The organism is Collinsella sp. AM29-10AC (assembly GCF_003469085.1).
Lineage (GTDB): Bacteria > Actinomycetota > Coriobacteriia > Coriobacteriales > Coriobacteriaceae > Collinsella.
Genome location: NZ_QSKB01000021.1, coordinates 19,685 through 43,367, shown reverse-complemented (window position 1 = coordinate 43,367; position 23,683 = coordinate 19,685). Strand labels below are relative to the sequence as shown.

The 23,683-nt window shown below is 61.2% G+C and carries 19 protein-coding genes; 16 read left to right on the top strand and 3 right to left on the bottom strand.

Annotated features, from left to right (window positions below; translation table 11 throughout):
* Positions 1–2: 2 nt before the first annotated feature.
* From DW754_RS07815 to DW754_RS07800, 4 genes are all read left to right on the top strand, one after another.
* Positions 3–845, top strand: coding sequence for a nucleotide exchange factor GrpE (locus DW754_RS07815; protein WP_117759110.1), 843 nt, complete (start codon positions 3–5; stop codon positions 843–845).
* Positions 846–952: 107 nt separating this feature from the next.
* Entirely contained in the window at positions 953–1,918 is a 966-nt protein-coding gene (locus DW754_RS07810; RefSeq protein ID WP_117759108.1) for a DnaJ C-terminal domain-containing protein, read from the top strand.
* 72 nt (positions 1,919–1,990) lie between these two features.
* Positions 1,991–2,407 carry a heat shock protein transcriptional repressor HspR gene (locus tag DW754_RS07805; protein ID WP_089573643.1) on the top strand — a complete coding sequence of 139 codons (417 nt, stop codon included), beginning with the start codon at positions 1,991–1,993 and terminating at the stop codon, positions 2,405–2,407.
* A 286-nt stretch (positions 2,408–2,693) separates the two neighbouring features.
* Positions 2,694–4,994, top strand: a complete 2,301-nt coding sequence (locus DW754_RS07800) for a hydratase (RefSeq protein ID WP_117759106.1) — start codon at positions 2,694–2,696, stop codon at positions 4,992–4,994.
* A gap of 272 nt (positions 4,995–5,266) precedes the next feature.
* Here the strand turns inward: DW754_RS07800 and DW754_RS07795 are convergent, their stop codons facing one another.
* On the bottom strand, positions 5,267–5,935 hold the full coding sequence (locus tag DW754_RS07795; protein WP_117583635.1) for a hypothetical protein: 669 nt from the start codon (positions 5,933–5,935) through the stop codon (positions 5,267–5,269).
* A gap of 234 nt (positions 5,936–6,169) precedes the next feature.
* Between DW754_RS07795 and DW754_RS07790 the strand changes: the two genes are divergently transcribed.
* The 12 genes from DW754_RS07790 (at position 6,170) to DW754_RS07735 (ending at position 20,842) form a co-directional block, all read left to right on the top strand.
* Positions 6,170–6,841: a hypothetical protein gene (locus DW754_RS07790; RefSeq protein WP_147329350.1), complete on the top strand. Its 672-nt coding sequence runs from the start codon at positions 6,170–6,172 to the stop codon at positions 6,839–6,841.
* A 281-nt stretch (positions 6,842–7,122) separates the two neighbouring features.
* On the top strand, positions 7,123–9,750 hold the full coding sequence (clpB, locus tag DW754_RS07785) for an ATP-dependent chaperone ClpB (RefSeq protein WP_117759104.1): 2,628 nt from the start codon (positions 7,123–7,125) through the stop codon (positions 9,748–9,750).
* Positions 9,751–9,882: 132 nt separating this feature from the next.
* Positions 9,883–10,056 carry a hypothetical protein gene (locus tag DW754_RS07780; RefSeq protein WP_231501577.1) on the top strand — a complete coding sequence of 58 codons (174 nt, stop codon included), beginning with the start codon at positions 9,883–9,885 and terminating at the stop codon, positions 10,054–10,056.
* 345 nt (positions 10,057–10,401) lie between these two features.
* Positions 10,402–13,155, top strand: coding sequence for a PRD domain-containing protein (locus DW754_RS07775; RefSeq protein WP_117759100.1), 2,754 nt, complete (start codon positions 10,402–10,404; stop codon positions 13,153–13,155).
* Between the two features lie 260 nt (positions 13,156–13,415).
* Positions 13,416–13,904 (top strand): PTS sugar transporter subunit IIB, encoded by a 489-nt coding sequence (locus DW754_RS07770; protein WP_117759098.1) that lies wholly within the window; start codon positions 13,416–13,418, stop codon positions 13,902–13,904.
* 15 nt (positions 13,905–13,919) lie between these two features.
* Complete coding sequence (locus DW754_RS07765) at positions 13,920–14,705, top strand: PTS sugar transporter subunit IIC (protein WP_089573286.1); 786 nt, start codon at positions 13,920–13,922, stop codon at positions 14,703–14,705.
* Positions 14,698–15,579: a PTS system mannose/fructose/sorbose family transporter subunit IID gene (locus DW754_RS07760; RefSeq protein ID WP_158561640.1), complete on the top strand. Its 882-nt coding sequence runs from the start codon at positions 14,698–14,700 to the stop codon at positions 15,577–15,579. Before DW754_RS07765 ends, DW754_RS07760 begins: the two co-directional genes overlap by 8 nt.
* A 216-nt stretch (positions 15,580–15,795) precedes the next feature.
* On the top strand, positions 15,796–16,197 hold the full coding sequence (locus DW754_RS07755) for a PTS sugar transporter subunit IIA (RefSeq protein WP_117759094.1): 402 nt from the start codon (positions 15,796–15,798) through the stop codon (positions 16,195–16,197).
* Positions 16,198–16,254: 57 nt separating this feature from the next.
* Positions 16,255–17,121: a Nif3-like dinuclear metal center hexameric protein gene (locus DW754_RS07750; protein ID WP_089573283.1), complete on the top strand. Its 867-nt coding sequence runs from the start codon at positions 16,255–16,257 to the stop codon at positions 17,119–17,121.
* Positions 17,122–17,187: 66 nt separating this feature from the next.
* Positions 17,188–18,420: a neutral/alkaline non-lysosomal ceramidase N-terminal domain-containing protein gene (locus DW754_RS07745; RefSeq protein WP_117759092.1), complete on the top strand. Its 1,233-nt coding sequence runs from the start codon at positions 17,188–17,190 to the stop codon at positions 18,418–18,420.
* Entirely contained in the window at positions 18,417–19,244 is an 828-nt protein-coding gene (locus DW754_RS07740) for an HAD family hydrolase (protein ID WP_158561639.1), read from the top strand. The genes DW754_RS07745 and DW754_RS07740 overlap by 4 nt, the downstream gene beginning before the upstream one ends.
* 245 nt (positions 19,245–19,489) lie before the next feature.
* The gene (locus tag DW754_RS07735) at positions 19,490–20,842 is read left to right on the top strand and encodes an ATP-binding protein (protein ID WP_117759088.1); all 1,353 of its coding nucleotides are present in this window, start codon (positions 19,490–19,492) and stop codon (positions 20,840–20,842) included.
* Positions 20,843–20,915: 73 nt separating this feature from the next.
* On the opposite strand, the gene DW754_RS07730 is transcribed toward DW754_RS07735, so the two are convergent.
* Together DW754_RS07730 and DW754_RS07725 are read right to left on the bottom strand one after the other, a co-directional pair.
* Complete coding sequence (locus tag DW754_RS07730; protein ID WP_117759086.1) at positions 20,916–22,418, bottom strand: hypothetical protein; 1,503 nt, start codon at positions 22,416–22,418, stop codon at positions 20,916–20,918.
* A 237-nt stretch (positions 22,419–22,655) separates the two neighbouring features.
* Positions 22,656–23,663: a DUF5692 family protein gene (locus DW754_RS07725; RefSeq protein WP_117759084.1), complete on the bottom strand. Its 1,008-nt coding sequence runs from the start codon at positions 23,661–23,663 to the stop codon at positions 22,656–22,658.
* Positions 23,664–23,683 lie beyond the last annotated feature (20 nt).

Genomic DNA, 23,683 nt, shown 5'->3' with positions numbered 1-23,683 from the left:
TCATGTCCGCCCGTAAAGCTCGCACGGAGGCGGCTGCCACCGGCGCCGCCCCCGTTGACTCTGAGGAGAAGGACGTGAAGATTCCCGTAGAGGCCGTCGACGATACCGAGGCCAACGAGGCCGAGGCCGCCGAGGCTGCCGAGAACCAGGTAGAGGATTCCAACAAGGAGGCGACGATGACCGAGGACGAGATGGTGGAAGCTGCTATCCGCGCCGGTGAGGAAGCCGCCGACAACGACTTTAAGCTCAAGTTCGAGCAGGCCCAAAAGGAGCTTGCCGACGTGCGCCGCGAGCTCGATGCTGCGGCAGAGGCCCAGAAGGCCGCCGAGGATAAGGCAAAGGACGCCACCGAGCGTACCGCCCGTCTGCAGGCCGACTGGGAGAACTTCCGTCGCCGCACCGCCAACGAGCGCATCGCCGAGCGCGAGCGCGCGACCGAGAAGCTCGTCACCGCGCTGCTGCCGGTGGTCGACGATATCGAGCGCGCGATCGACCATGCCCGCAGCCAGGAGCTTTCCGACGACTTTAAGCAGTTCGTCGATGGCGTCGATGCGGTGCATGCCAAGCTGCTCGATGTGTTTGCGCACGAGGGCGTTGAGCCCATCGACCCCAAGGGCGAGGCGTTCGATCCGCTCGAGCACCAGGCCGTGGGGCGTGTCGAGGACGCATCGCAGTACGACGAGACCGTCAACGACGTGTACCAGAAGGGCTACCGCATGGCGGACCGCATCCTGCGCTCCGCGATGGTGACGGTGACCTACGGTGGCGAGAAGCGCCCCGCACCGGAGCCCGAAGCGGCGCCCGAGGATGCTGCGGCCGATACGGCTGAGAGCACCGAGGAGTAATTGAGAAGGGCCCCGGGGCAACACCCGGGGCCCTTTCTGGCCTAGTGCCATATGAAAGCATGAGCCGCCGTCCGCTGGACGGCGGATGAAACAGGAGAGGAGCTACGATGGCTGCAGGCAAAACCTTCTATGACATCCTGGGCGTATCCAAGAGCGCCTCCGACAAAGAGATCAAGAGCGCGTTTCGCAAGCTCGCGCAAAAATATCACCCCGATGCCGGCGGCGACGAGGCCAAGTTTAAGGAGATCAGCGAGGCCTACGAGACGCTTTCGGACGAGAAGAAGCGCAAAGAGTACGACCAGATGCTCATGTTCGGCGGCATGCCGGGCGCAGGCGGCGCGTATGGCGGCGGCTACGGTGCCGGCGCGGGCGCCAGCGGCTGGGGCGACATCTTCGACAGCATCTTTAGCGGCAACGGCGCTTGGGGTAGCGATTGGGGCTCGGGCTTTGCCGGGGCTGCGGGTGCTGCCGGTGCCGGCGCGGGCCGCAACCGTGCGCGCAAGGGCGGCGACCTGTCGCTGACCGTCGACGTAACGGCCGAGGACGCGTTTCGCGGCGTGACGCATAAGGTCACCTACCGCATCCCCTCGACGGGCGAGCAGCAGACCATCACGGTCTCGGTGCCTGCGGGCGCGGTCGACGGCGGCAAGCTGCGCTACAAGCGCCGTGGCGAGTACGGCGTTGCCGGCGGCGAGCGCGGCGACCTGGTCGTGACCACGCACGTGGAGGAGCATCCGCTGTTTAAACGCAAGGGTGCCGATGTGACCATGGAGGTGCCGATCTCGGTCTACGAGGCGGCGCTCGGCTGCACGGTGGATGTGCCCACACCCGGCGGCGCGACGGTTCGTCTGAAGGTGCCGGCGGGCACCCAGACGGGCAAGAAGTTCCGCTTTAAGGAGATGGGTGCACCCGACGTTAAGCATCGCGGTCGCACAGGTGCGCTGCTCGTCGAGATCAAGGTGCAGGTTCCCACGAACCTGTCCGACGATGAGCGCGATGCCATGACCAAGCTGCGCGAGGCCGACACGCGCGACTATCGCGAGAAGGTCAATTGTTACAAGGCGACGTACTAGGGCGGTCGCGGCGCACGCCCACGCCCGCGGGCTTATGATGGACGATAACGAGACGGAAAGGGGTCAGGTAGCATGGCCGAGGACAATAGGAACAAACCGCTGTACATGATCAGCGTGGCGGCCGAGCTGACCGGCATGCACCCGCAGACTCTACGCGTCTACGAGTCCAAGGGCCTGGTGAACCCCCAGCGCTCGGGCGGTAATACGCGTCTGTATTCGCGTGCCGATATCGAGCGCCTGGAGCTCATCAACCAGCTGACCGACGAGGGCATCAACCTTGCCGGCGTGGTGCGCATCCTCGATATGAAGGAGCGCGCCGAGGAGCGCGAGCGCGAGAACGAAAAACTCCGCGCCCGCGTGCGCCAGCTCGAGGACGAGCTGCACGAGTACAAGATGCAAAAGAAGATCACCGCCCTGGCCCCGCGCGACGGCTCGGTCAACCCCGAGCAAGTCATGCGCAAGCTGCTAGGTACGGGTAGCGACCTATAGCTCCGCCGACGCTGCCGGGCACTCATTGGGGACAGACTTAAATGAGTGCCCGCAGAATGAGAGTGGATAATCTCCCGTTTTTGGCCTGTTTGCAGGCTCAAAGTGGGAGATTATCCACTCTCGTCATTTCGGCGTCTAAGTCTGCCCCCGGCACCCAACTCGTTCTTTGCTTTACTGAGATAAAGTGAACGTACAGATTCGTAACCCGCTGGCAACCGTTCTATGGCACGATATTGAACGAATGTATGCTATGCGCCCAAATCTTTTGGGCAGAGTGGGAGACAGTATGGTCAAGCTGTACGAGGACGGCATCTACCTGCGCGGCGGTAGCGAGGTTGTGCCTGTGGCCGAGGCTGCTGAGCGTGGCATTACGCAGGCGCCCGAGGATGCCAAACGCGGAACCATCGCGTATTCGATCCTCCAGGCACACAATACGTCCGGCGACCCCGAGGCGCTCAAGATTCGCTTCGATGCCATGGCGAGCCACGACATCACCTTTGTCGGCATCATCCAGACGGCGCGCGCCTCGGGCATGGAGCAGTTCCCGCTGCCTTACGTGCTCACCAACTGCCATAATTCGCTGTGCGCCGTGGGCGGCACCATCAACGAGGACGACCACGTCTTTGGCCTCTCGGCTGCCAAGAAGTACGGTGGCATCTTCGTTCCGCCGCATATCGCCGTTATCCACTCCTTTATGCGTGAGAACTTCGCGGGCTGCGGCAAGATGATCCTGGGTTCCGACTCACATACCCGCTACGGCGCCCTGGGCACCATGGCCGTGGGCGAGGGTGGCGGCGAGCTGGCCAAGCAGCTGCTGCGCGACACCTACGACGTCTCCTATCCCGGCGTCGTCGCCATCTACCTCACGGGTGCCCCGCGCCCCGGCGTCGGCCCGCACGATGTGGCGCTCGCCATCATCCGCGCTGTCTTTGCCAAGGGCTACGTCAAGAACAAGGTCATGGAGTTTGTGGGCCCCGGCATCGCGAGCATGACGACCGACTACCGCAACGGCGTCGACGTCATGACCACCGAGACCACCTGTCTGTCGAGCATCTGGGCCACCGACGAGGACACGCACGCATTCCTGGCCATGCACGGCCGCGGCGACGACTACCGTGAGCTCAAGCCTGCCGATGTTGCCTACTACGACGGCTGCGTCGAGGTCGATCTGTCGAGCATCAAGCCCATGATTGCGCTGCCGTTCCATCCTTCCAACGGCTTTGAGATTGACGAGCTCAACGAGAACCTCGAGGACATCCTTCACGAGGTGGAGCTCGAGGCCGCTAAGATCGGCGAGGGCAAGACGCACTTTAGCCTGCTCGACAAGATCGTCGACGGCAAGCTGCACGTGCAGCAGGGCGTTATCGCCGGCTGCTCGGGCGGCAACTACGACTCCGTGGTCCAGGCTGCCCGCGTGCTCAAGGGCGCCAACACCGGCTGCGGCGAGTTCTCGCTGTCGGTCTATCCCACGAGCCAGCCCGTGGCGCTCGAGCTTACACGCCGCGGCTATATCTACGACCTTATGGAGGCCGGCGCGATCGTGCGCACGGCATTCTGCGGCCCGTGCTTCGGTGCCGGCGACACGCCCGCCAACAACGGCCTGTCGATCCGCCACACTACGCGCAACTTCCCCAACCGCGAGGGCTCCAAGCCGGGCAATGGCCAGCTGAGCGCTGTGGCCCTGATGGACGCTCGCTCCATTGCGGCAACGGCTGCCAACGGCGGCGTCCTGACGCCGGCGACCGACCTGCCCGAGGACACTTGGGACGAGGCCTGCGAGTACACCTTTGACGACGCGCCGTACAAGAAGCGCGTGTACTGGGGCTTTGGCAAGGCGGAGCCTGCCGACGAGCTGGTCGAAGGCCCCAACATCAAGCCGTGGCCCGCGATGGAGCCGCTCGGCGACGACATCCTGCTCAAGGTTTGCTCCAAGATCATGGACCCGGTCACCACGACCGACGAGCTCATTCCCTCGGGCGAGACGAGCTCCTTCCGCTCCAACCCGCTGGGCCTGGCTGAGTTTACGCTGAGCCGCCGCGACCCGGCCTACGTGGGTCGCTCCAAGGAGGTAGACGCTGTGGAGAAGCGTCGCGTTGCCGGCGAGTCCGCGGGCGACCTGGCGGCGTTCGATGCCGAGCTTGCCGGTGTGTTTGAGGCGCTGGCCGGCGCGGGTGTCGCGGCCGATGCCAAGGCGACCGAGTTCGGTTCCATGATTTACGCCAAGAAGCCTGGCGACGGCAGCGCCCGCGAGCAGGCCGCGAGCTGCCAGCGCGTAATTGGCGGCCTGGCCAACATCGTCCACGAGTACGCCACCAAGCGCTATCGCTCCAACGTGATGAACTGGGGCATGGTGCCCTTCCAGATGGAGGCCGAGCCCAACTTTGAGGTGGGCGATTACGTCTTTGTGCCGGGTATCCGTGCCGCGCTCGATGGCGACCTGAAGGACATCGCCGCCTACGTGGTGCGCGCCGATGGTGCGGTCGAGCAGATTGAGCTCTACATTGCCGATATGACGGCAGAGGAGCGTGCCATCGTCAAGGCCGGCTGCCTGATCAACTACAACAAGTTCAAGGCCGCTGCCGAGTAGCGCACTTAATTGTCCGCCCGGGGCTTACCCTTTCCCGCCCGCTCACGCGCTTCGCGAGGGCCGCGTTCGGGAAAGGGTAAGCCCCGGGCTACATTTCTGCGTTCTCGTTGGGTCTTGAGGGACGCTAATAAATAGACTTGCTTGATGCCGCCTCTGTTATCGGGGCGGCTTCTTTTTGTTGAAAACCACCACAAAGGGGGCAGGCACCTTTGTGGTGGTGGAGACGAGCTCGATGCTGTTGTGATCGTTGAGCGGCATGTTAATGGGCGGCTCTACAGAATTTCATCTGGGCTGGCGGGTTTGGTTGTTTTGGGGATGCCGAGTTTGGATGACGCGAAATCGTCAACATTGTCCTTAATTCCGTCTTTGGTGTAGACAGTGACCATATAGGTGCTGTGTCCGAATTCGCCCTTGTCGCGTGTTGCCCAGGCATCCCAGTAGGCGGCCCCGTTTCGCCCTTTGATTTTTCCGACACGGCGGAGTTCTGTTCGCTTTAATTTCTGGTTGCTATAGATGGTTCGACCGGCCTCCTCGGTGAGCCCGCACTGTCCAAGCATCTTGTCGAGGACTTGGTTCATGTGGCGCTCATCGGTGTTTGGTGCGTAGTCGTAGGCGAGGGTGATGAAGTCGAGTGGCTGGTCGTCGATTAGATAGTTTAGCGTCTGAGGTCCAAGGCAGAAATAGGGGGAGCATCCGTCGATCTGACCGAGCAGTGGCAACTTTGACTGCCAACTTCCGGTGGGAATTCCATCTTCGTAAAACACGCCGCGACAGATAAAGGAGAGCGAGGTGGCACGCGAGCCGGCGTCGACCATTCCGCATAAATCGAAGGGCGAGGTGATACCAAGGGAAAAGGGCGTGATGACGATAAGGAAGAGCATCACGATGGGTATGGCGAGAATGGCGATGACGTTGCGACCGGTGGAATGAGGCGGCTTCATATGCGCTCCTCGAGACAAAGATCTGTTGAGGATAGGCAGAAATGGATATGTTCAGAGAGCAATTCAAGTTTAATCTCATTGCGCGAGATGGTCGACCGTTAGCGTCGAAAACCACCACAAAGGTGCCTGTCCCCTTTGTGGTGGTGAGGAGCGCGCGGCTTCTTTTGGTAATAGTGTTAGCTGGCGGTATCATTAGTGCAGGTGGCGAAGGTTTGCATTGTGGGGTGTTTTGCCGTGAGCCGTTCTGCCCGTATTGGATTGATTGTCTTGGCGCTTGCGATCGCTGTGGTTGGCGCGGGCGCTGTCGGTATGGCATTTCTACCTGCTGCGGTGACGGAGCCGGTGGTCAAGCCTGTGACTCAATCTGTCGAACTTCTGACCGGCGACGACAAGCCCGAGACCATTACCGTTGATTTTGATGAGCAGCCGGCTGTGCTGGGTATTAGCAATTATCCGCGTATTCAGCTTGGGGCCATGCGCTATACCACGGATACAAGCCTGATCGATAGGGCGTCCGAGCTACTCAAGGGCAAAACATTTAAGCGTTGGTACGGATATGCGTCCTATCGGGCAAAAGCGAACGACATGGTTGGCGGATGCCACTCGTCCATCGAGCTGGACACTGCAAACGGCGCAAAGTTATGTGATGTCTCGTACGATCCGGGCTACGAGGGCAATGAGGGTCCGGGCATCTACATCATGGACGGCGATGTCGCCTATGTCATGGAGGGCGACCAGACCGAGCTCAACGATTTTATGGGTCAGTGTATCCAAGATGCCTATAAACAGACCTGCTTGCCTGACCCGCAGACTGCACGCGATAGTGGGTCTGCCCGTACATGGCTGTTCGAGGATGAGATGCCCTGGACCGTCGAATCGGGAAGTACGGGTTCGGCGAAGGAGTAGAGACCGCGACCACCACAAAGGTGCCTCTTTGTGGTGGTTTTCGGTCTGTCTCGATCTGTAACATCTAGGATCAAAAATGGCTGCTAGATGTTACAGATCGAGACGGTAGCGCGCCTGGGCAGCGGCGGGCTGACATCTCAGTACCCTATCCGTAATTCACTCAGAAAATCTTATATATAGAGACTTAGATTTGTGTATAAGATCGCGTAAAGCTGGCAACAATACTTCTCGAACAACGTGAAGCCGCCCCGTAGGGCGGCCGCCCCAAGAGAGGTGATTCCATGAGAATCGATAAGCTAGCAATGACGTCGCGCGAGGCGCTGCAGACCGCCATGAGCACGGCTGCCGATGCACAGGCCGGCGCGGTGGAGCCGATCCACCTGCTGTCTGCCCTGCTCGGTGCCGGCGAGCGCAATATCTCCGTGATCATCGAGCGCATCGGTGCCGACCCGGCTCAGCTCGCACGCTCCACACAAGATGCCATCGACCATGCGCCCAAGGTGTCGGGCGAGGGTCAGCAGATGGGCCTGTCCAACGAGCTCGTTCGCGTGATCGAGAAGGCCGAGAAAAAGGCCACCAAGATGGGCGACAGCTTTGTGGTGACCGAGCATCTGCTGATGGCACTTGCCGAGGACAAGGGTGAGGCGGGTCGCGTGCTGCGTGGCGCCGGCGTGACCAAGGAGCGCATCGAGCAAGTCTACGAGGAGCTGCGCGGCGATGACCGCGTGACGTCTGCCGAGGACAAGACGCAGTTTGAGGCGTTGGAGCAGTACGGTCGCAACATCTGCGATCTGGCTCGCGCCGGCAAGCTCGACCCGGTCATCGGCCGTACCGACGAGATCCGTCGTACTATTCAGGTTCTGTCCCGCCGCACCAAGAACAACCCCGTGCTTATCGGCGAGCCGGGCGTCGGCAAGACGGCCATCGTCGAGGGCATTGCTCAGCGAATCGTGGCCGGCGACGTACCGAGCACCCTGCGCGACCGCGACCTCATCGAGCTCGACATGAGCGCGCTGGTCGCCGGCGCCAAGTACCGCGGCGAGTTCGAGGACCGCTTGAAGGCCGTGCTCAAGGAAGTCCAAAAGTCCGAAGGCAAGGTCATCCTGTTCATCGATGAGCTCCACACCATCGTGGGCGCGGGTGCCACCGAGGGCTCCATGGACGCCGGCAACATCCTGAAGCCGGCGCTTGCCCGTGGCGACTTGCACGCAATCGGCGCGACTACGCTCGACGAGTATCGCAAGTACATCGAGAAGGACGCGGCACTCGCCCGTCGTTTCCAGACCGTGATGGTCTCCGAGCCCACCGTCGAGGACACCATCTCGATCCTGCGTGGCCTCAAGGAGAAGTACGAGATCTTCCACGGCGTGCATATCACCGATAGCGCGCTCGTGGCGGCCGCCGACCTCTCCGATCGCTACATCGCCGACCGCTTCCTGCCCGATAAGGCCATCGACCTGGTTGATGAGGCGGCAAGCCGCCTGCGCATGGAGCTCGACAGCATGCCGGTCGAGATCGATGCCACCACGCGTCAGCTCACCCAGCTGCAGATCGAGGAGCAGGCGCTCATGAAGGAGACCGACGACGCCTCCAAGGAGCGTCTGGAGGCCCTGCGCCAAGAGATTGCCGAGGTCCAAGAAAAGCTCAACGTGCAAAAGGCCGGCTGGCTCAACCAGAAGAACGCCATCGACCACGTGCAGGAGCTCAAGGGACAGCTCGACGAGGCCAAGAGCGAAGAGGAGCGTGCGACGCGCAACGGCGACCTGGGCCGTGCGTCCGAGCTGCGCTACTCCGTGATTCCGGGCCTGCAGCAGCAGATTCAGGATTCCGAGGCTGCGCTCGAGGCGCAAAAGCAGCAGGACGGCGAGGGCCTCAACGAGCAGGTGACCTCCGATGAGATCGCTGAGGTCGTGAGCGCTTGGACCGGCGTGCCCGTCTCCAAGATGATGCAGGGCGAGCTCGACAAGCTGAAGGGCTTGGAGGGCGAGCTGCATAAGCGCGTCATCGGCCAGGACGAGGCGGTCTCCGCTGTCGCCGCGGCCGTGCGTCGCAGCCGTGCGGGCCTCTCCGATCCGGACAAGCCCATCGGCAGCTTCTTCTTCCTGGGCCCCACCGGCGTGGGCAAGACCGAGCTCGCCAAGGCGCTTGCCGAGTGCCTGTTCGATGACGAGCGTGCGCTCGTGCGTATCGACATGTCCGAGTACATGGAGAAGTTCAGCGTCCAACGTCTGATCGGTGCGCCTCCGGGATACGTGGGTTACGACGAGGGCGGCCAGCTTACCGAGGCCGTGCGCCGTCGTCCGTACTCCGTGATTTTGCTCGACGAGATGGAGAAGGCTCATCCGGATGTCTTTAACGTGCTGCTGCAGGTGCTTGATGACGGCCGTCTGACCGATGGCCAGGGTCGCCAGGTGTCCTTCAAGAACACGATCATCATCATGACGTCTAACGTGGGCTCCAAGGCCATCGCCGATCTGTCCGGTAAGGACGAGGAGGAGATGCGCCATCAGGTCGACGCCGCCATGGCTCAGACCTTCCGCCCCGAGTTCCTCAACCGTATCGACGATATCGTGGTGTTCCATCCGCTCGGCATGGCGCAGATCGAGAAGATCGTCGACATCCAGCTCGCCGACGTCCGCGCGCGTCTGGCCAAGGAGCGCATGACGCTTGCCATCACCCCGGCGGCCAAGCAGATGCTCGCCGTGGGTGGCCTGGACCCCGTGTTCGGTGCCCGTCCGCTCAAGCGCCTGGTCCAGCGCGAGGTCGTGGACGCCATCGCCGCCGCCATCATCGACGGTACGGTGCGCGAGGGCGATCAGGTGACGGTCGATGCCGACAAGGACGGCGGCTTTACCGTCGTGTGCGACAACACGCCGTCTGCTACCTACGAGGTCCCCGACGCCGAGTAGATTTATGGGACATGCCTTAAAATCTGCCAGCCGTCTCTAAACGCCAAGGGCGGCGGATCCAATTGGGTCCGCCGCCCTTTTTCGTGCGACAATCGATGATGTTGAACGGATGCGATGCAAGGAGCTATGCAGATGAAAGGCGAGATCAAGACAAGCGCGCCGGCGCCCAAGCCCACGTCCAAACCGGCACCCAAGCCGCGCGACCCCTACATCCGTGCCGAGAACGAGGACGACGACGGCTACGATCCCTACAGCGATCGCCGCCCCGAGCGTGAGCCGCTGTTCGAAGCCGATCCCTGGCGCTAACGAACTCATTTGGGACGGGGCTCTTTTAGCTACTTGGGCTGCTATGTGAGCCAGCATCTAATAGGAGCCGCTAGCCCTGGCCTTTGATGTTCGGCAACAGATGATTTTTCCAGGACGGGGATTTTTAAATCTCTCTGTACCTAATGATCTTTTAAGACTCTGCTAGACCGGAATTGACATGAGGCGACAATAGACAACACCCCCGTGGAGTTTTGCGTTCTATGGGAACGTTGCCTATCAATACTTCATGTCAATCCCAGTCTAACAGAGCCATTTTATTTGTATAGCACCGCCTCCCTTGGCTACAATCGCCCCAAGTGACCTAAGAGCAAAAGGGGCAGCGCCGTGATTACGTACGACACCAAAACCGAGATTCTCAAGACGCTCGACAAGATGACGCGCGACCTTAACCTGTGCAACATCGACAACTTCACGACGGCTAAGATCGCGAGCGAATGCCATGTGAGCCGCAGTCTGGCGAGCCAGTATCTTAACGAGCTCGTTCGTCAGGGCGACGTTATCAAGGTCAACGCCCGCCCGGTGCTCTATTTCCATCGCCACTCCGTCGAACGCTACTTTAGGCATGCGTTCGATAAATCCGAATATGCCTCGATAGACGAGCTGCTGGGTGCTGCGGGCATCGACGAAGAAGAGGACTTTGACAAGGCCATCGGCTTCGACCTTACGTACGGGACATGCGTCGACCACCTCAAGAGCGCCATCCGCTATCCGCCACATGGGCTCCCGGCGCTTTTGATCGGCGAGCCGGGGACGGGCAAGCGCATGATGAGCGAGCTCACTTTTGAGTACGGCGTCAATGCGGGGATTCTGCCGACGCAGGCCCGCTACGTGCGCATCGACTGCAAACGACCCGTCGAGGCGACAGAGGTCGAGTACGAGATCTTTGGTGCGGACGGCTTTGGTGGTGCGGTCAAAGAGGCCAACGGCGGCGTGATCTACCTGAGCGGCTACGACCACTTGCCCCGCGTGGCGCGTGAACGTATCCTGCAACGCATCGGTGCCGGCGACCCTACGGGCGAGACCGCGCGCGGCACGTCGGACGTGCCTCCCGCCCGCTTCTTGCTCTCGTCCGCCCTGCCTGCCGACAGCGATATCGTCAAGGGTATCGCGCGCTTTGTGCCCATCACCGTCACGCTCCCGCGCCTGGCGGAGCGCAGCGTCGAGGAGCGCACGCTCTTTGTGATGCACTACCTGCGCGTCGAGGGCCGTCGCGTGGGTGCCGACATCGCGGTAAGCCGCGGCGCCCTGCGCGCCCTCGTCGACGCCGACTTCAAGGACAACATCGACGGCCTCCGCTCATGTATCACCAACTGCTGCGCGGGCGCCTATCTCAACCGCGAGAACGAGACGCTCACCATCCAGACCTACAATCTGCCCTCCAGCGTGCTGGGCAAGACGGCGCCCGAGCCCGACGACGACCAGCTCGTGAGCGGCGACAAGGATGTCAACGACCCGTCCGTGCGCGTGACGGGCTTTTTCCAAAAGATTGTCGACCCCGTTGAGGCACTCGAGCGCGGTCAGGTGAGCTTCACCGAGTTCTTTACCAGCGCGACCATGGCGGTGCGTGCCTACGACGACTACATGAACTTCGACTTTGAGAACAAGAGCGTCAACCCGCGCGTGGGCGCCTACGAGAAGATGGTCGCGCCCGTGATCGAGCAGGTGAACCACGCCTACGGCATCGAGCTTACGCGCAAGATCTCGCGCTCCATCGCGCAGTCGCTCTTTACGCAGCTCTGGGGCGGTGCGGGCCTGAGCAAGTGGCGGATCGCCAATGCGGACGCCGTGGAGCGGACTCTGACGCTTTTGGAGAAGAACCAACCCGGCACGGCGACCGTTGTGGAGGAAATCGCCGCCAAGACCAAGACAGCCCTCGGCATGGAGCTCGATGCGCTCTCACGCACGGTGCTCTTTATCGAGGTGGGGGACGCCCTGCGCGCCACGGGAGGCCCGCGCGACTACCTGGGCGTGGTGGTGTGCCACGGCTATTCCACCGCCACGAGCATCGCCGACGCCGCCGACCGCATCCTGCGAACGCATGTCTTCGAGGCCATCGACATGACCTACGACCAGGAGGTCACCGAGATCGTGGGGCAGCTCTCGCGCCTGCTCGCGCGCTACTCGCACTGCAAGACGGTGGCGATCCTGGTGGACATGGGTTCGCTCGAAAAGATCAACGACGCCATTACAGGGCTCACGACGTGCGACATCCACATCGTCAACAACGTGTCGACCGGCCTTGCCCTCGAGGTGGGAAGCGCGCTCATCGCCCACGCCGATCTGGACGAGGTGCTCGCCCACGCCTCGGCGGGGCTCGCGCCCAGCTACAGCGTGGTGAGGGGTTCGGTCGAAAACGACGCCGTGGCGTTTTGCTCGGAGTCGGGTATCGAGGCAGCCGACAAGATCCGCCAGATCGTGCAGAACAGCCTCCCCGGCACGCCCGAGGTGCAGCTCGTGACCTGCGACTACCCCATGCTCGCCCAAAAGGGCGACGGCGCCCCGGTCTTTAGCGACTACCGCGTGCGCGCCGTCGTGGGCACCATGGACCCGGGCATCGTGTCGGTGCCGTTTGTGGGGCTCGAGGACATTCTCTACGAGGGAAGCTCCGACGCGCTCGACCGGGCGCTCTTCCCGCTCGTGGACCCCGAGAGCGTCCAGGAGTTCCATGCCAACCTCCTGCGCAACCTGACCCTTCGCAACGTGATCGAGTCCATTACGATCCTTAACCCCGAGATGCTCTACATCGAGGCCGACCGCGCGGTCAAGCGCTTGGCGGAGCTGCAGGGCGAGGATATCGACGCGCGCCGCAAGATCGGTGTCTACGTGCACCTGTGCGGTCTTATCGAGCGCCTGGTGACCAAGAATTTTGTTGACTCCGCCCCCGACACCGAGGCCTTTGAGCGCGACCATGCGGACTTTATCGAGAACTTCCGCGAGGCCTTTATCGACATGACGCGACGCTACCGTGTCGAGATACCTGTGTCGGAGATTGCATACGTGCACCACATGCTGCATGTGAGCATGGCCGATGCGCAAAAGAAAGTCGAGATAGCGGGCATGATTCTCGAAGACGAGTAGAACAGCCGACACAAACCTGGTAAAGCCCTCGACACTGTTGCGATGAGTGTCGAGGGCTAGTGTTGAGAAAACCAAATATCTTGTCCATTTGAGTGGCAAGGCTGTTGCGGTTTGCGGCGCTCTGTCGATTCTGTTTGATGCCGCGTCCCGCCGGTCTGCGACCGCCTATCTTGGTTTCAGCAGGAGATCAAGGGTTGCAGCGGCGGCCCTCTCAAAGAAACGCGGGCGCCCGCGCCCGCACACGGAAAGGAAGGGTGGACATGAGTATCGTCGCAGGGCGAATCGACTATCGTCTGCTCCACGGAATCGTACAGGGCTTCTGGTGCCCCACGTACGCCACGCAGCGCACGATGATCATCGACGACGCCACGGCCAACGATGAGGTGCGCAAGGCGGCCATGAAGCTGTCGAAGCCCTCGGGCCAGGCGCTCTCGATTATTACCGAGGAGAAGGCCCTCACCAACTTCAAAGCCGGCAAGTACGACAACCACACGGTGTTTACCATCGCGCGCGACCCGCAGACGTTCCTAGATCTGATCGAGGCCGGGCAGAAGATCCCGGTGCTCACGTTGGGGCTTACGGAGACCCCGCCCGAGGGCACCCCGGGCGTCCAGGCCGGCAGGCGCGCCTTCATTCTGGAGAAGGACATCCCTGTCTACCAGAAGATCGCGGCCGCGGGCACCAAGGTCGAGGTCCGCTACATGACCACCGATAAGCCTGTGCCCATCTCTGAGTTCATTCCCCTGTAAAGAAAGGTGATAAACATGGATGTTAATGCGCTCCAGTTTGTCCTGCTCGTCCTCTTGGCAGGATTCCGCGCGGTCGACGCCTATTCGACCCAGGCGATCCCGTTTATGCACGCGCTCGTCTGCTGGCTCGCCGGTATCATCTTGGGCGACCCCAACACGGGCCTCATCGTCGGCGGCACCATCCAGCTCATGTCCATGGGCGCCGCGGGCTTGGGCGGCTCGTCTGCCCCCGACTACGGCATGGCCGGTATGGTCGCGACCGTCACGGCCTGCATCACCGGTAACGGCGACATCTCCGTCGGCCTTGCGATCGGCGTCGTGGTCGCCATGCTCTATGTCCAGCTCGACGTCATCTTCAAGATCTACAACTCCTGGGTCTTCAAGGTCATTCGCGGCTATGCCGTCAAGCGCGAGTACAACAAGATGCTCGCCTCGTGCTTCCTTTCGCACTTGTGGCTCTTCCTCCAGGGCGCTCTGCCCATGATCATCGTGCTCGCCTTTGGCCAGCAGGCGGTCGAGGCCATCAACGCCTTCATGCCGCAGTGGTTCACCGACGGTCTCTCCATCGCCGCAGGCGTGCTGCCCGTCACCGGTTTCGCGATCCTGCTCACCTTCATGCCGGTCAACAAGTTCTACGCGTTCCTTATCGCCGGCTATGTCCTCGCTGCCTACCTCAACCTCTCCGTGCTCCCCATCGCTCTCTTGGGTGCTGTCGTGGCCATCGAGTACTTCCGCAACAAGTCTGAGGCCGCTCCCGTGGCCGCCGCTACCGTGAATGGAGGCGAGCTCGAAGATGAGTAACTTCTTCAAGCCCAAGGAATTCAAGGACTTCAACGAGGCTCCAGCCCCCGTACAACTCCCCGATGGCTCCTATGAGCCCGTCCTTACCGACGAAGACCTCAAGATCTGCTCGCGCCGTATGTGCCTGATGGATACGGTCTCGTACTCCTACGCCACGCAGAACGCCCCGTGCGCCATGTTCGCCTCCTACTACGCGCTTCGCAAGATCTACGGCAACGACGAGGACGCCTTCAACACCGCGATCCTGAACCAGCTCGACTGCGTGTTCAACGCCACGCCTCCCGTCTCGGGCCTGCTTCTCGGTGCCGGCCTCGCCATGGAGGATAAGGGCCACCTTAACGGCATCCATGCCGAGAACGACCTCAAGGTCGGCCTCATGGGCCCCATCTCCGGTATCGGCGACGTCTTTATCTGGATCCTGCCGATGACGATCCTCGGCTCCATCGCCGGCTATATGGCCCAGCAGGGAAGCCCCGTTGGCATCCTCCTGTGGCTGGCGGTCTGGGCCGCCCTGTACTTCTGGCGTATGCAGAACTACGTCCAGGGCTACAAGGCGGGCGCTTCCGTGGTGACCAAGATGGGCGATAAGCTCAACGTCCTCACCGACGCCGCCTCCATCCTCGGCCTTACCGTGGTCGGCTCGCTGATCTACAGCTCCGTCAAGCTCACCACGCCCCTCGTGTTCCAGTACGGCGAGATCTCGCTCGGTATCCAGGAGGGCGTGCTCGACCAGATTTTCCCCAACATCTTGGGTCTGCTCTTGGCCGTCGTGGTCTACAAACTGATCAAGAAGGGCGTCAAGCTCAACTGGATCATCCTTGGTATCCTTGCCGTGAGCTGCGTCTGCGCCGCCTTCGGTATCCTGGCCGCCTAAGTTCCTTCACTTTTCCTCCGTCGGTGGCTTCCCCCGACCGCCGACGGGGCTGTGGGCGCCATCCCACGGCCCCGGTGTTACGGTTCGTATCTGATTTGAGCGAACCGTTCCACCGCACCCGCCCTGCACGTCTCCTTACACGCTTGTGCGCGGCGGGTGCCATGGAACGGTTTGTTTAGCGGGGTTCACTCCCGCTACTACATAAGGAGTTGGCTCATGAGGCAGGTAATCCTTGCGTCGCACCATAAATTTGCTCAGGGCTTGGCCGATACGCTGGAGTTTCTGGGCGCCAAGTGCGACTTTCACGTGATCTGCGCGTACGTGGACGATACGCCGCTCGAGCCGCAGGTCGAGACCGTGTTCGACGCGATTTCTCCCGACGACGAGGTGCTCGTTTTGACCGACATCCTGGCAGGCAGTGTCAATCAGAAGTTTCTGCCCTACGTGGCCCCCAACGTCTTTGTGGTGGCGGGCGTCAATGTGGTCCTGGCGATGGAGCTCTGCCTGGCACCTGCGCCGCTCACGGCCGAGGGTATCCAGAACGCGATCGACATGGCCGGGCAGTCCATCAAACTCCTCAACACCATCCAGGTCGAGGACGACGAGGACGACGAGTAGCATCTGCCGCTCAGACGGCACATGCGGTTGGTCATTTAGTTCCAAAAGGAGATTCATATGCTCATCAGCGAGGTTATCCAACACGTCAAGGACTTCTCGACAGGCGTGGACTCGTTTACCGGCAAGGCAATCGACGACGCGACTACGCGTGACCAGGTGCTCTACGGCGCTACCGACACCGAGTGCACGGGCATCGTTACCTGCATCTGGCCCACGGCAGATATCATCCGCCGCGCTCAGGAGCTTGGCGCCAACCTGATCATCAGCCACGAGGCACTTTTTTGGAACCATGGCGACCATCAGGACGTGGTGGGCGATACCGTAACGTTCAAGGCCAAGAAGACCCTGCTCGACGAGTGGGGCGGTGCCGTCTGGCGCTGCCACGACTATATCCACTCGCGCGTGCCCATCGACGCGGACGGTGCTCTGGCAGACGGCATCTTCTACGGCCTGGCCGATAAGCTCGGCTGGCTCGACTACCGCATGGGCGAGGACAAGGGCTTTTGCCTGGAGTACCAGATCCCCGAGACAGACGCCACGGAGCTCGCGCAGGAGCTCGTGCACAAGCTCGGCCTCAACGGCACACGTATTACCGGCGACCCGCACGCACGCGTCAAGAGCGTTCGCGTCCCGATGCATGTGACCGGCGACGCCAAGAGCGATACCGCCGAAATCAATCGCACCGATGCCGAGGCCAACGACTGCCTTATGACGATGGAGTTCATCGATTTCACCACGTGCGAGTACATCCGCGACTCTGGCATGCTCGGCCAAAACCGGTGCGCCATCACCATCGGGCACTTCAACCTGGAGGAGCCCGGTATGGAGTACATGGTCAACTGGCTGCCCGAGGCTCTGGGGACGAGCGAAATCCCGGCCACGTTTGTGCCGATGGGCGACACGTACCGCTACGTGGTCGCATAGCGAACAATATCTGCACTGCATGCCCGGGGCGCCCTGTGCGTCTCGGGCTTTTTTGAAAGGAGAGCCATGAAGGCTGCAAGCATATCTGTCGATATCACTCCCGCGGGCACGTTTTGGATGGAGGGCTATATCCATCCCATCCGCAAGCAGCCGGCGACGGGCGTGCACGATACGCCGCGTGCGACGCTGCTCCTGCTCGAGGTCGAGGGCACACGGTCGCTCTTTGTATCGATCGACGTGTGCATCCTCACGGCCCAGACGACCCGCGCGATGCGCGAGGGCCTCGCCGCGGGGCTTGGGGTCGCGAGCGAGAACATCGTGATCAACTCCATCCACTCGCACTCGTGCGCCAACGGCTTTGAGGGCGCGGGCGCCATGGGCATCCCCACCACGCCCGGCTATGTCGAGCTGGTCACGGGGCTGGTGCTGCAGGCGGCGACGGGTTTGGATGAGGAGCTCGTCGACGCCGCGCCCGAGATGCTCACGAGGCACGTACGCGGTTGGTATTCCAACCGCAACGATGCCGACCTGCCGTTTGACGATGAGGCCCTGGTGCTGCGCTTTGTGGCTGAGGGCGGCAAGACGCTGGGCGCGATGCTCAACTTCAACTGCCATGCCACGGTGGTCGGCCCCACCAACCGCCTGCTCACGACCGACGTGCAGGGAGGCGTGCGCGACAAGCTTGCGGACTGGATCGGCTGCGTGCCGTATATCTTTACCGGCGCCTCGGGCGATTTGGGCAACCGACAGTTCCGCCAGGGCAACGACTTTGCGGAGCTCCGCCGCGTGAGCAACGGCATCGCGGGCGAGATCATGAAGGGCGCCTTTGAGCCCATTGAGCTCGCTGCGCCCAAGGTTTCGCGGTTTGAGCACCATGTCCACTACAACAACGAGGACTTTTACCCGCAGTACCAGGCGCAGCTTGACGAGGTGCTCGAGGTGCTCGCCAACAATCCCACGTTTGACGAGAAGAAACTCGCCGATACCGAGAAGGAGATGCTCGAGCAGCAGCTCCAGCGCCACGAGATGGACTTCACCGTTGCGATGACGACGCTCGACTTTGGCTCGGTGGTGTTCACGACCTTCCCCGGCGAGCTTGCAAGCGAGCTAGGCGCCATCGTCAAGGGTGCGTTCGACGGGACGGGCAAGCATCCGGTGATCATCGGCTACGCCAACGATTACCAGGGCTATTTTGTCGCCGCCCACACCTATGGTGGTTCGAGCTACGAGAGCTACGTGACTCAGATGCCCAAGGGTTGGACCGAGCAGATGCTCGCGTCCTACGGGGAGCAGCTGTGAGCGCCGGTGGGGTGCGCTTAGAGAAGGGTCCGGTCGTTGCGTTTTTCGACGTTGACGGGACGTTGGTGTGCCGCGATCCCGTAACGGGCCCCGGCAGCTTTCCCACTGAGCGCGTGGTGCGCGCCGTGGAGGAGTTCGCCGAGCGCGGCGGCATTCCGATTCTCTCGACTGGACGCGCCCGGGTGGGGATCGACCAGCTGCTCAACAACCTCCCGTTTCGCGGATATGTTTCGCTCGACGGAGCGCACGTGGTGCTCGACGGCAAGGTTATCCTCGACTGTTGCTTTCCGCGCGCGGTGCTCGAGCGCATGGTAGCGGAGATGCTCCGCGTGGGGATGCCCGCCTTTTTTGAGGGGACGGAGCTCTGCCTGGAGCTCAACGCGAGCGGTGGGAGCCTCTACAACTGGGGTCCTGTGGCGTGCGACCTCGAGGAGATGCGTAGTACCAAGCCCGACCTGCGGTTTGCCAAGGTCGATTTTGTCGACGAGGCGTACGGGGCCTACCGGGCGAGCGACTTTTTGATGGAGGAGCTCGGCTACTACAACGTGGGCGAGGGGAGCCACGAGCTCGTCATGCCCGGGGTGTCCAAAGGTGCTGGGGCCCGGGCCCTGCTCGCGGAGCTCACTGCTGCGGCGGGTGCGGCGCCGGCGCGTGTCTTTGCCTTCGGTGATTCCGAGAACGATCTGTCTCTCTTTGAGACCGCGGACGTTGCCGTGGCGATGGGCCAGGCAGCACCCCATGTGCGCGAGGCCGCCGACTACGTCGCGGTCCCCTGTGCAGACGACGGCGTCGCCCAGGCCATGGAACACTTCGGCCTGATCTAGCCCCGCACTTTACAATACCCTGCAGGACTGAGGGGGCCAAATGTTCCTAGTTAATTTTTATCACGGCTCTAACGGGAGCATTTGACCCCTCAACTGTTTTGTAGCCATCCGAGGCATGTGATCACCCGGGCAATTCGACAGTGAAAAACTTGCTTAACTACTAATCAAGCTTCACACAATCTTACTTATCTGCTAATCAAGAATCGATATAATCTTGATTAGCATATAAGCAAGATTGGAGAATCATGGCATTCAACGACTTGGTGGCCCAGAAAATAAAGGACTTTGAACAGCAGGGGGTTCCACAGGTCTTTGAGCGAGACCTTGATCTGGGAAACCCACAGGAGCCAAAGCGCGACAACATCGTAAATGTGGTTGTGGGGGCCCGCCGTTGTGGAAAGACGTATCGCCTGTATCAGGAGATGCAGCGGCTTCGGGGCCGGGGCGTCGAGCTTGACCGGATGCTTTACTTTAATTTTGAGGATGAGCGCTTGCGCCCGTATGAGCCATCGCTGCTGGCGGACGTGCTCGACACGTTCTATGCGCTGTATCCTGCTGCTCGAACCGAGGGCGCTTACATTTTCTTTGACGAGATCCAAGAAATTCCCGAATGGGGTGCGTTTCTGCGGCGTGTAGTCGATACGGAGAAAGCGACCGTCTATGTGACGGGATCTTCTTCTAAGATGCTGTCCTCGGAACTTAAGAGCGAGTTCAGGGGTCGTTCTCTTGTGCGAGAGCTTTTTCCGTTGAGTTTTTCGGAATACGTTCGATATAAGACGGGGAGCGTTCCCGAGCCAGATGCGACCTTTTCCCCGAGCGATGCAGCGCTGCTTCGACATCATCTGATCGGGTATCTTGAACAAGGGGGATTCATCGCGACACTTGAGCAGACGCCTGCAGACGCGATTCAGCTGCTACAGGAATATGCTTCGCGAACGGTCGCCATGGACGTCGTTGAACGTTACGACGTTAAGAACCCTCGCCTGGCATCGCTGTTCTTGACGCGGTGTATGGCATCTTCGGGACGAGAGCTGTCAGTGAACAAAGTGTACAACGAGTTCAAGAGCAGACAGATACCCGTCAGTCGTAATTCGCTCAGCGATTTACTTGAGTATTATGAGGACGCCTACCTGTTATTTTCTGTGCCGGAGTTCACGCGTTCACTGGCAAATAACATGCGGTCTGCGTCTAAGGTCTACGCTGTCGACCCTGCGATGTTTGGAGCATTCTCTCCCGCATCGGCATTGGACCAGGGCCAGAGGCTCGAGACCGCAGTGTTCAATGCGCTCAGAAGAAGGACTCCCGCGGTGAGGACCGGCTCTGTCTGCCGCCTGCTAATCAAAGAGAAGAGCAAAAGCCATGAGGTGGACTTTGTGGCTGGGGACGCGCTTCTCATGCGGGCTTATAGCCTGATTCAGGTGAGTGCGGATATGGCAAGTGAGAAAACGCGCGAGCGCGAAATTGCCGCGCTTGATGCCTCGATGGCCCAGTTCGATCTTGGCGAGTCGGCAATCGTTACCATGGATGAACAGACCGATATTCCATGCGAGCACGGTGTGGTACACGTTATGCCCGCATGGAAGTGGCTCCTTGCCTAATCATCTATGGACCTGTGGGGTCAGGACCTCCTGGCTCCTTCATCACAGTTGGGGAGCACCTTGCTGCGCCAGGCTAGTCCTGGGCCTTGATGCTCGGCAGGAGAATCTGGGCGAGATAGTCGGTCTCGAGTTTGGTGGCAGCGTCGGCCTTGCCGTCTTTGCCGACCAGTACGTTCTTGATCTGGCTATAGGTATAGCGGTTGCCGGTCGTAAGCTCGACAAGCTCAATGGCCGTGTCCATGGGGTAGGTCGACACGGGATTCTGTGTCCGTCCGTTGATGGTCTGGGGCACCACGTACGGATAGACGGGGCCGCTGGCGTAGACGGTATAACCGTTGCCTAGGTTGGCCGCACCCAAAACCGTATCGCCCTCATCGGGCGTAAAGCTCTCGCCCTCGCGCACTGCGACGAGCGTCACAATCGGCGTATCGCTGTCGCCGGCAAGATAGATGCATAGCGTGCTGCCATTTTGCCAAGTCTCGACCTTGCCGTACCACTCGACGGGGATATCGAGCTGGTAGAGGTCGGTTGCCTTGTGACGGGCGTCGGCATCACGGGCCGCCTGTGCCTTTTGCGCGCTCACGGCATTGACGGCGGCGTCGCGCCGCGCGGTTGCCGCCTGCTGGAGCACCTTGGCGGTGGCGGCGGAGCTCGCGCCTCCCTCCTCGGCATATTTGGCGGCGGCATCGATCTGGTCGTCGGTTACCGTGTCGGCCGAAGGCACCTTGAGCTTAAAGGCGGCCTGGCTGCTTAGGTCCTGTCCGTCGCTCTTGATCGTGACCTGCGCCTTGGTGGTCGGCACGGTATAGACGGTGCCGTCGGACGCGATGGGGGAGGCGGCAACGGAGAGCGTGTAGTCACCGGGTAGCAGTTTGATGCCACGGCCGTGCTCGTCAACATAGAGTGTTTCGCTTACGGAGGATCCGTCAGAATCCTGGCCACTCACCTGTACGGGAATCTTGGAGCCGGTGGAACAGTCGAGCCCCGCGGCATGTACACCAATCTGCACCGACATCATCGTGTGGGCATTGGCGGCGGCGATGGCAGCCTGCTCTTGCCGGTATCCGTTCCAGGCTGCGTAGCCTGCGCCGCCGGCGACAAGCGCAACGGCCACAGCGCCGGCGACCATTAGATTGCGGCGCTTGGGCGACATCTTGCGATGGCGAACCTCGGCCTCGCGTGCCGAAGGAACGGACGGTAGGGGAATATCGCCCATGGCGATGGTCTCGTCCACGGCAGGCGCAGAGCCTAAGCCAGGGAGCTCGCGGGTCAGCGAATCTTCGGCCGGCAAGTTGTCGAGCAAGATGGTTTCCTCGCTCGTGTCGGATTCGGTCTGGTCGTCGGCCTCACATTCGGATTCCTCGTGCCCCGCCTCGTCTTCGGTGGGCGCGGCGCCATCGTCTTTTGCATCCTGATTATCGGGCTGCGCCTCGATTTCCGGCTCATCCTGCACATCAACGCTCGAATCGTCAAACGTAATCTCGGCCAGCGCGATCTGGTCTAGACTCTCCAGGGCCTCGGCACACGCTTCTGCATCTTGGACCGCATCCTCTTGGCCCATCGTCTCATCTTTCATATATCCCCCAAGCTCAATATCGGGACAACACTGTACCCAAAAATGGGGCTCCATAGAGCCGCCGCATGATTTGAAATCCGATTTTATATATGCGCGTGTTTTTGAATAGATGAATAGAGGCGCAACGAAAAAAGCCCCCGGAAAGCGAGCGAAGCGCTTTTCGGGGGCTCTGCGAGACATTGGATTGAAAGGCCTGGTGAGCGGGCCTATGCCCAAGTGCCAACAGCGGCCAACACGTTACTCGGCGTGAGCGTAATCAACCTTGGCGCGGCGGGCGGTGGCCTTCTCCCAATCGCTGGTGCCCTCAAAGACATCCTGCTTGTAGGGATTGCGGCCGAGCTTCTTGGCGCGGTAGGCGATGTAGATGATCGCGGCGACGTTGGCGACCAGTGCGGCGATCGAGACCGCGGTAGCGGCGCCGGGGTCGAGCGTGGAGTGGGTCACAAAGATGGACTCCTCCTGGAAGTACGGGAACACCTGGGCAAACATGCACCAAATAGCAAGCGTAAAGGCGCGGTTCTGGATCCAGCCGCCCTTGTTCCAGATAAAGGCGGCGACGGTGGGCGCCAGCAGCAGCGCAAAGCCGCAGAACCAGGAGTGGGTGGGCAGGCAGTTGTAGGTGTAGCAGAAGTTCCAGATATCGTAGGCGATGATGTAGACCCAGGTCATGTCGGGCCACAGCATGTCGGTCTGATCCTCGGAGGCGTAGACACTCCACCAACCGGTCATGCAGAAGATGTTGATGATACCGGCGATGCCGTTGAACACGTTGTTCCAGCCGGCGAGCTGCGTGGCGCCCTCGGAGGTGACCCAGGTGGACTCGCCCAGGACAAAGAAGTGATAGGCGCTCTCAAAGTCGGACACGACGGCGATCATGATGTTGATGGCGACGATCACAAACGGCCACGCGCGGAACCAATGCGCCTTGCCGATCTTGCCCCACTGGTACTTAATGGCAATGAAGCCCCAGCAACCGGCCAGCGCCGCGTATACCTTGGCGTAGTGGAACCAGCTGTTCTGGTACACATGGGTGGGGTTGGTGAGCGCCCACTCGGCACCCTGTGAGACGCCGATGGCGATAGCGACGCAGTAGATGGTCATGGCCAGCGGAGCCACGCCAAAGATGATGGCCGCGCCCAGCTTGGTGCGGCGGCCGACCTCGTTGAGCACGATCAGGCCAATAAAGACCATGGCCCAGCCGGCCCAGTGGATAAGGGTATTGCTACCCCAAACATCGAACAGCATGCTGCTCTCCTTTCACAAGC

Bases quoted from the DNA above. Each gene is read 5' to 3' on its own strand.
- DW754_RS07770 (WP_117759098.1), top strand. From the start codon at position 13,416: ATGAGTATCGTCGCAGGGCGAATCGACTATCGTCTGCTCCACGGAATC.
- clpB (WP_117759104.1), top strand. From the start codon at position 7,123: ATGAGAATCGATAAGCTAGCAATGACGTCGCGCGAGGCGCTGCAGACC.
- DW754_RS07805 (WP_089573643.1), top strand. From the start codon at position 1,991: ATGGCCGAGGACAATAGGAACAAACCGCTGTACATGATCAGCGTGGCG.
- DW754_RS07755 (WP_117759094.1), top strand. From the start codon at position 15,796: ATGAGGCAGGTAATCCTTGCGTCGCACCATAAATTTGCTCAGGGCTTG.
- DW754_RS07745 (WP_117759092.1), top strand. From the start codon at position 17,188: ATGAAGGCTGCAAGCATATCTGTCGATATCACTCCCGCGGGCACGTTT.
- DW754_RS07780 (WP_231501577.1), top strand. From the start codon at position 9,883: ATGAAAGGCGAGATCAAGACAAGCGCGCCGGCGCCCAAGCCCACGTCC.
- DW754_RS07800 (WP_117759106.1), top strand. From the start codon at position 2,694: ATGGTCAAGCTGTACGAGGACGGCATCTACCTGCGCGGCGGTAGCGAG.
- DW754_RS07750 (WP_089573283.1), top strand. From the start codon at position 16,255: ATGCTCATCAGCGAGGTTATCCAACACGTCAAGGACTTCTCGACAGGC.
- DW754_RS07810 (WP_117759108.1), top strand. From the start codon at position 953: ATGGCTGCAGGCAAAACCTTCTATGACATCCTGGGCGTATCCAAGAGC.
- DW754_RS07760 (WP_158561640.1), top strand. From the start codon at position 14,698: ATGAGTAACTTCTTCAAGCCCAAGGAATTCAAGGACTTCAACGAGGCT.
- DW754_RS07795 (WP_117583635.1), bottom strand. From the start codon at position 5,935: ATGAAGCCGCCTCATTCCACCGGTCGCAACGTCATCGCCATTCTCGCC.
- DW754_RS07815 (WP_117759110.1), top strand. From the start codon at position 3: ATGTCCGCCCGTAAAGCTCGCACGGAGGCGGCTGCCACCGGCGCCGCC.
- DW754_RS07730 (WP_117759086.1), bottom strand. From the start codon at position 22,418: ATGAAAGATGAGACGATGGGCCAAGAGGATGCGGTCCAAGATGCAGAA.
- DW754_RS07765 (WP_089573286.1), top strand. From the start codon at position 13,920: ATGGATGTTAATGCGCTCCAGTTTGTCCTGCTCGTCCTCTTGGCAGGA.
- DW754_RS07725 (WP_117759084.1), bottom strand. From the start codon at position 23,663: ATGCTGTTCGATGTTTGGGGTAGCAATACCCTTATCCACTGGGCCGGC.
- DW754_RS07735 (WP_117759088.1), top strand. From the start codon at position 19,490: ATGGCATTCAACGACTTGGTGGCCCAGAAAATAAAGGACTTTGAACAG.